The sequence below is a fragment of the Nocardioides sp. B129/18 genome (assembly GCF_055282735.1).
Genome location: NZ_JBUZJI010000052.1, coordinates 1 through 6,959 on the forward strand (window position 1 = coordinate 1; position 6,959 = coordinate 6,959).

9 protein-coding genes and 1 pseudogene are annotated in these 6,959 nt (G+C 75.6%); 5 read left to right on the forward strand and 5 right to left on the reverse strand.

Going from position 1 to position 6,959, the window contains the following annotated elements; all coding sequences use genetic code 11:
- Positions 1-1,080, forward strand: a pseudogene (locus ACZDWJ_RS19545) (hypothetical protein); the annotation flags it as partial.
- Between the two features lie 15 nt (positions 1,081-1,095).
- Here ACZDWJ_RS19545 and ACZDWJ_RS19550 read toward each other — a convergent pair.
- Both ACZDWJ_RS19550 and ACZDWJ_RS19555 read right to left on the reverse strand, forming a co-directional pair.
- On the reverse strand, positions 1,096-1,602 hold the full coding sequence (locus tag ACZDWJ_RS19550) for a thioredoxin family protein (RefSeq protein WP_463523829.1): 507 nt from the start codon (positions 1,600-1,602) through the stop codon (positions 1,096-1,098).
- Between the two features lie 48 nt (positions 1,603-1,650).
- Positions 1,651-2,115 carry a MoaD/ThiS family protein gene (locus ACZDWJ_RS19555; protein ID WP_463523831.1) on the reverse strand — a complete coding sequence of 155 codons (465 nt, stop codon included), beginning with the start codon at positions 2,113-2,115 and terminating at the stop codon, positions 1,651-1,653.
- On the opposite strand from ACZDWJ_RS19555, the gene ACZDWJ_RS19560 reads away from it, so the two are divergent.
- Positions 2,038-2,778: a response regulator transcription factor gene (locus ACZDWJ_RS19560; protein ID WP_463523833.1), complete on the forward strand. Its 741-nt coding sequence runs from the start codon at positions 2,038-2,040 to the stop codon at positions 2,776-2,778. The two genes, ACZDWJ_RS19555 and ACZDWJ_RS19560, sit on opposite strands and share 78 nt — an antisense overlap.
- A gap of 65 nt (positions 2,779-2,843) precedes the next feature.
- Positions 2,844-3,698, forward strand: a complete 855-nt coding sequence (gene mshD / locus ACZDWJ_RS19565; RefSeq protein ID WP_463523835.1) for a mycothiol synthase — start codon at positions 2,844-2,846, stop codon at positions 3,696-3,698.
- A 208-nt stretch (positions 3,699-3,906) separates the two neighbouring features.
- On the opposite strand, the gene ygfZ is transcribed toward mshD, so the two are convergent.
- The 3 genes from ygfZ to ACZDWJ_RS19580 are packed head-to-tail and all read right to left on the reverse strand — an operon-like array spanning position 3,907 to position 5,787.
- Positions 3,907-4,845 carry a CAF17-like 4Fe-4S cluster assembly/insertion protein YgfZ gene (gene ygfZ, locus ACZDWJ_RS19570; RefSeq protein WP_463523837.1) on the reverse strand — a complete coding sequence of 313 codons (939 nt, stop codon included), beginning with the start codon at positions 4,843-4,845 and terminating at the stop codon, positions 3,907-3,909.
- Complete coding sequence (locus ACZDWJ_RS19575) at positions 4,846-5,286, reverse strand: Fur family transcriptional regulator (protein WP_463523839.1); 441 nt, start codon at positions 5,284-5,286, stop codon at positions 4,846-4,848.
- A 6-nt stretch (positions 5,287-5,292) separates the two neighbouring features.
- On the reverse strand, positions 5,293-5,787 hold the full coding sequence (locus tag ACZDWJ_RS19580) for a heme-binding beta-barrel domain-containing protein (RefSeq protein WP_463523841.1): 495 nt from the start codon (positions 5,785-5,787) through the stop codon (positions 5,293-5,295).
- Positions 5,788-5,843: 56 nt separating this feature from the next.
- On the opposite strand from ACZDWJ_RS19580, the gene ACZDWJ_RS19585 reads away from it, so the two are divergent.
- Both ACZDWJ_RS19585 and ACZDWJ_RS19590 read left to right on the forward strand, forming a co-directional pair.
- Positions 5,844-6,206 carry a DsrE family protein gene (locus ACZDWJ_RS19585; RefSeq protein ID WP_463523843.1) on the forward strand — a complete coding sequence of 121 codons (363 nt, stop codon included), beginning with the start codon at positions 5,844-5,846 and terminating at the stop codon, positions 6,204-6,206.
- A gap of 13 nt (positions 6,207-6,219) precedes the next feature.
- Positions 6,220-6,959: hypothetical protein (locus tag ACZDWJ_RS19590; protein WP_463523845.1), on the forward strand; the 740-nt coding region annotated here is incomplete at its 3' end.

Sequence of the window (6,959 nt, forward strand, 5' to 3'; positions counted from 1 at the left end):
GCCATCGCCGCCCGCGGCGTCGCCGAGGAGGCCGCCGCCCGCGCCGCCGCCGGCCGCGAGCGCGTCGAGACCGCCATCGCCCAGCACGCCGAGGCCGCCGAGCGGGCCGCCCGCTACCGCGCCGAGGCCGAGACCCGCGCCGCCGAGCTCGCCCTCGAGCTCGAGGAGCTGCGCCTGGACATGCTCCAGAGCCGCAGCAGCCGCATGCGCCGGCGCCGCGGGGAGGGTCGTCCCGCCGCCGAGGCGCCGGCCGCCCGGTCCACCGCGCCCGTGCCGAGCCCCGCGGCCGCTCCCACCCCGGCGCCGGTGATCGCGCCGGTCCTCGACGTCGCCCCGGCCGCGCCGGAGGCGCCCGCTCCCGTCGCGCCGATCCAGGCCACTCAGCCGGTGCAGCCCGTGCAGCCCGCTCAGCCCGTGGTCGCGACGCCGGTGGTCTCCCGCGACGCCGACCTGCCCGACGTCGTGGCCCCCACGATCGCCGCCGAGCTGCGCGCCAGCGCCGAGCGCGAGCCCCGTCGCTCCGAGCAGCTCTCGCCGACCGACCGGATGGCCGCCGCCCTCGACGCCCGGGCCGCGCGCAAGGAGGCCGCCTCCGCGCCCGTGCCCGGACCGGTCACGCGGGCGACCGCCAGCCCGACCGTCGCCCCCGCGGGTGCCGCCGACGGCGTCGTGACCTTCCGCCGGCCCTTCGACTGGCGTCCGCTGACGCTGGCCCTCGGGGTGCTCGTCGGCTTCGGCGTCTTCACGCTCTTCGCGGTCCAGGGCGACCTCGTCAGCGTCAAGGCCGCCGCCGCGCTCGGCGTCGCCGCGCTGTGCGCCGCGCTGTGGACCCGCGTCCGCGACGAGCAGGCGCGCATCTCCTTCGACGGCGACGTCCTCACCGTCATCACCGGCGCGACCCGGCGCACCTTCGACCTCGGCTCGGAGCACACCCGCGTGCAGGTGCACGGCGCCCCCGGCGAGCGCGGCTGGCGCGTGCACTTCCTGCGTCGCAGCCTGCCGGCCTTCGTGATCGACCCGCGCATGGTCGACCCGTACGACTTCAGCGAGGAGCTGCGGATCCGTCGTCCCGAGGTCTGATCCGCGGACCGGCCCTCAGGCCGGGTCGACGACCTGCTCGAGGGTCGCCAGCACCGTCTCCTTGCGAGGCGCGCCGGCGGCCCTCGTCCGCTCCACCCCGGCGCCGTCCAGGACGAGGGTGGTGGGGGTGCGCAGCACGTCGAGGGCGCGGACGAGCTCGAGGTGGGCCTCGGCGTCGACCTCCAGGTGCCGGACGCCGGGCACCAGCTCGGCGACCTCCGCGAGGGTGCGGCGGGTGGCGCGGCACGGCGCGCAGAACGCCGAGGAGAACTGCAGGAGCGTCGCCCGCTCGCCCAGGCCGTCGGCCTCCGCGGGCAGCGCCGCGACGACCTGGCTCCAGGCCGTGGGGGCGGCGGCCTCCGCCGTCGCGGCGTCGGCCGCGGTCGAGGCGCCTGCGACCCGGTGGGTGCCGCGGAAGCGGCCGTCGGTGAGGGCGCGGTAGAGACCGAACGCGAGCGCGAGGACGATCGCCACGGCGGCGATCACGAGGCCGGGGCTCACGGCGAGGACGGGCGGGATCACGTCGTCCCCAACCCTGGACCCGGGGCCGAGATTCCCCGCCGGACCACCTCAGCCCCCCGCGAACGGCGGCAGCAGCTCGACGCTCTGCCCGGGACGCACGACGACCGCGGCCGGGTCCTCGGTGCCGACCGGCTGGTCGTCGACGAGCGTGGAGCAGACCTCGAGCACCTGCGGCAGGCGCGATCCGGGGTGCGCGGCGACCGCGTGATCGAGCACGTCGCGCAGCGTCACGGCGTCCGAGACGGGCATCCGATCCTCCGCCACGCCCGCCGCAGCCTTGGCTGCGGCCCAGTAACGAATCCGAATGAATTGCGTCTCAAACCGGTTGGAACCTTCCAAAGTCACCGCCACGTTTCCTACTGTTCCATCCACAGCACCACCACCGGGGCCCAGCGTTGCGTTTCGGTACCCATCCCCACCCGGGAGGAGACCACCATGAGCACTCTCCTGCTGCTCACCAGCGCGCTGCAGCCCTCGGCCGAGGTGCTGCCCGGACTGGCCCTGCTGGGCCACCAGGTCCGCATCCTGCCCGCCGAGGGCTCGGCCCTCCTCGAGGCCCCCGACTCCGACCTCCTGCTGGTCGACGGTCGCCAGGACCTCGCCCACGCCCGCGACCTGTGCCGGCTGATCCGCACCACCGGCACCGACGTCCCCGTCCTGCTCATCGTCACCGAGGGCGGCCTGGCCGTCGTCAACCACGACTGGGGCATGGACGACGTCGTCCTCCACACCTGCGGCCCCGCCGAGCTGGAGGCCCGCATCAAGCTGGCCATCGGCCGCCTCACCGCCAAGCGCGAGGCCGCCGACCCCGAGGCCCACGTCATCCGCTCCGGCGAGGTCGTCGTCGACGACGCCACCTACACCGCCAAGATCGGCGGACGTTCGCTCGACCTCACGTTCAAGGAGTTCGAGCTCCTCAAGTTCCTCGCCCAGCACCCCGGCCGGGTCTTCACCCGCCAGCAGCTGCTCCAGGAGGTGTGGGGCTACGACTACTTCGGCGGCACCCGCACCGTCGACGTCCACGTGCGGCGCCTGCGCGCCAAGCTCGGCCCCGAGAACGAGACGCTCATCGGCACCGTCCGCAACGTCGGCTACCGCTTCGTGCTGCCGGCCAAGGACAAGGCCGCCGAGGCCGACGCCCGCCTCGCCGAGGCTCCGGCGCGTCAGGACGCGTGAGCCAGAAGTTCCCCGGCTGACCGGGGAATTCCTAGAAGGTCAGGGGAAGTTGGGGCCCAGTAGCCATGAGTTCCCCTGACCAATCCCGCCATCCGGACGATCCGGCCGCCCTCCTCGAGCCCCTCGCGGAGGCGGCCGAGCGCGTCGACGGCGTCGCGCCGCTCGACGAGGCCACCTGGCTGGCGGTGCGCCACCGTCCCGACGCCGTGCGCCTGGTGGGCGACGAGCGCGGCGTCGCCCTGGCCGTCGTCGACGACCTGACGCTGCTCGTCCACCCCGACCATCGCGGCGCCGGTCTGGGCGCCCGGCTGCTGCACGATCTGCGGGATCGGGTCTCCCCGGGGCCCACCCACGCGTGGTCCCACGCCGACCACCCCGCCGCCCGGGCCCTGGCGGCCCGGGAGGGCTGGAGCCCGGTGCGCGAGCTGTGGGTGATGCGGCGTCCCGACGTCGACCTCCCGCCGCTGACGATCCCCGACGGCGTCCGGGTGCGCGGCTACGAGCCGCGCGACGAGGAGGCGCTGCTCGCGGTCAACGCCGCCGCCTTCGCCCACCACCCCGAGCAGGGGACGATGGACGCCGCCTCCCTGGCCGAGCGGATGGCCGAGCCGTGGTTCGACCCTGCCGGACTCCTCATCGCCGAGGACGTCTCCGACGGGACCCTGCTCGGCTTCCACTGGACCAAGCGGCACTCCCCCACCCTCGGCGAGGTCTACGTCGTCGGCATCGCCCCGGCCGCGCAGGGCCGCGGACTGGGCGGCATCCTCACGAACGCGGGCCTCCACCACCTGCGCGACGGCGGTGCCCGCGAGGTGCTGCTCTACGTGGAGGCCGACAACGCGCCGGCCGTCGCGGTCTACCGCCGGCTGGGGTTCGAGCACGACCCTCGCGACACCCACGTGCACTACCGCCGCGACTGACGTCTCCGCTGCCGGACGGCGGAAGGGATGCCTGCCGGGGCATGCCGGTCTCCCCGGACATCCGGGGAGACCGCCCCCGCCGGGCGTGTCACGCAGGTTCTCGGGCGCGAACACCTGCGAGACACGTCACGCGGGGGTCAGTTCCCCGGTCAGCCGGGTCATTGGGCCCGAGCCGTCCGCGCGGGTGGGGACGACCGAGCGCCGACGCTCAGCGCAGCGGCCGCACGTGCAGGCCGACCTCCGGGTCGACGACGACCTCCTGGGCCGCCGGCATGCCGTCGACCGAGAGCACGGTCTCGACGGGCACGTTGCGCTTGACCAGCGCGAGGGCGATCGGGCCGAGCTCGTGGTGACGCGCGGAGCTGCCGACGACGCCGACCTGGCGCTCGCCGTCGAGCAGCGGCGTGCCGACGGCGGGGAGGCGGTTCTCGCTGCCGTCGAGGTGCAGCAGCGTGAGTCGACGCGGCGGACGGCCGAGGGTGTGCACGCGCGCGACGGTCTCCTGGCCGCGGTAGCAGCCCTTGTCGAGGTGGACGGCGGGGCCGATCCAGCCGACCTCGTTGGGGATCGTCCTCTCATCGGTGTCGAGGCCCAGGCGCGGCTCGCCGCGCTCGATGCGCAGCGCCTCGTAGGCCCACAGCCCGCAGGCGGGCTCGGCGGCACGGGCGTACTCGCGCAGCTGCGCGCGCGGCACCAGCTCGAAGCCGGCGGCCGGGCGCCAGGTGACGGCGAGATCGGCGGTGACGTCGGCGAGCTCGACGCGGCTCATGAACACCATGCGGTGCAGGAAGTCGAGCAGGGCCGCGCCCGCGCCGGGCTCGGTGTGGACGGTGAGCGCCTCGCCGTCGTCGACGCCGGTGAAGGCGTGCTCGACGCGGCCGTGGGGGTCGAGGATCAGCGCGGAGGTCCACTGCCCGGGCTGCAGCTTCAGCAGGTGCTGGGTGGTGAGCGCGTGCAGCCAGGTGAGGCGGTCGGGACCGGCGATGCGGACGACGTCGCGGTGGGAGAGGTCGACGAAGCCCTCGCCGGCCACGAGCGTGCGCTGCTCGGTGTTGAACGAGCCGTAGTGCGCCGCCACCGGCGCGTCGATGACGTCGCCGGCGACGGCGCCGGGGAGGTCGAGCAGCGGGCTGGGGGCGGCGGACATTCAGGACTCCTGAGGCTGGTCTGGCTCGTCGGCGTGCTCGCGGCAGGTGCCGAAGACGGTGAGGTGCGGGAGGTCGGCGACGAACCCGTGTCGCTCCAGGAGCGCGCGGGCGAACGCGTCGGCCTCGCCGGTGTCAACGGAGGTGACGCGCTGGCAATTCCGGCACACCAGGTGGAAGTGCTCGTGGTCGGTGACGGCATGGTAGGTCGGCGCGCGGTCGGCGAGGTGCGCGTGCCGGATCAGCCCGAGCTCCTCGAGCACCTCCAGCGTCCGGTAGACGGTGGAGAGGTTCACCGCCGACGACGTGGTGCGCACCTGCGCCAGCACCTCGTCCGGCGTCGCGTGGCCCAGCGTCTGCACGGCGTCGAGGATCAGCTCGCGCTGCGGCGTCAGGCGGTAGCCCGATCCGCGCAGTCGCTCGCGGAGCTCATCGCTGACCATCAGGGCTCACTGCCGCCGCAGCCGTGCCCACAGGTGCGGCTGCAGCTCCTGGCCCATCGCCTCCATGTCGTAGGCGTAGAGGAGGTCGCCCTCGACGTTGCCGTAGAGCCGGTGGCCCCCGGTGACCTCCTTGGCCGACTCGGTGAAGCCGACGCCGGCGGTGCGCAGCTCGAGCTTGCCGCCCTCGGCCTGGCCGTACCAGATCTCGGAGATGCCGCTGCTGTGGCTGAGGACGAGCTCGATGCGGCCCTCGGGCAGACAGCGCAGGAAGCCGGTCTCCTGCGCCGCGTCGCGCACCTTCTCGCCGTTCTCGTCGACGATCCACGAGCGCGACATGTAGTGCAGGAACGGGCGGCCGTCCTGCTGGAAGAGGATCTCCTGGCCGAACTGGAAGGCCTCGATCGTCGGGTAGTCGCCGTGGCCGTTGCCGGCCCAGGTGCCGAGGAGCCACGCCACCGGCGCGCACTGGGGATGCAGGTTGGTCGGGATCTCGAACGCCACGGCCCCACCCTAGTGCGGCGGCGGCCTCGCGGTCCCCCGCGCCTAGGGTGGTCGCCATGCCTCGTCCCCTCGTCGTCAAGGTCACCTGCGCGCAGGACGACCCCGAGCGCGCGAACCAGGCCGTCACCGTCGCGGCGGCCGCGGTCGCCTCCGGCGCGGAGGTCTCGCTGTGGCTCACCGGCGAGGCCGCGACGTGGGCCGTCGCCGGGCGCACGGTCGATCTCGGCCTGGCGCACGCGACCCCCGTCGAGGACCTCCTGGCCGCGGTGCTCGCCGCCGGCCGGGTCACCGTCTGCACCCAGTGCGCGACGCGACGCGGCATCACCCCCGACGACGTCCGCGAGGGCGTGCGGGTGGCCGGTGCGGCCGCCTTCGCCGAGGAGGTCCTCGCGCCGGACGTGCAGGCGCTCGTCTACTAGGCTCGTCCCCACGATGAGCCACCCCTCGAGCCCTCCGCCGCCCGACTCCTCCGGCCGCCGCTGGCGGCGTCGTCACGACGTCGCGCCCCCGGCGGCTCCCCCGAGCGAGCCGGAGCCGCTCGACGGGCCCGGGGTCGAGGACGCCGGCCCGTCGGTGGCCGACCTCGAGCGCCGGATGGCCGAGCACCTGGCCACCGCCGAGCACGCCGCGCAGCTGCGGGTGCTCGCCGAGCGCGCCGCGGCCGAGCAGGCCGCTGAGCGACTGGTCGCCGAGGAGTCCGCACGCGCCGCCGCCGAGGCCCGGGCCGAGGCCGACGCCGCCGCCGCCGAGCAGGCCCGCCAGGCCGCCGAGGCGATCGAGGCGCGTCGCCAGGCCGAGGAGGTGCTCGCGCGCCACCAGGCCGACCTCGCCGCCGCCGTCGAGGAGGCCGCCCGCCGCGCCCAGGAGCACCAGGCCGCCGTCGCGGCCGCCGCCGAGGCCGCGGCCCTGCGTCGCGCCGCCGAGGAGGTCGCGGCCCAGCAGACCGTCGAGCGCACCGCCACCGAGGAGCGCGCCAGCGCCCAGGCCGGCGCCGCCGCCGAGGCCCACGCCGCCCGTCAGGCCGCCGAGGCCGCCGCCCGCGCCCAGGAGGAGCGGGCCGAGGGGCTCCATCAGGCCCGTGCCGAGTCCGAGGCCGCGGCGCTGGAGGCCTCCCGCGCCGGCGAGGCTGCCCTGGCCGCCCGCCAGGAGGCCGAGGACGCCGCCCGCCGGGC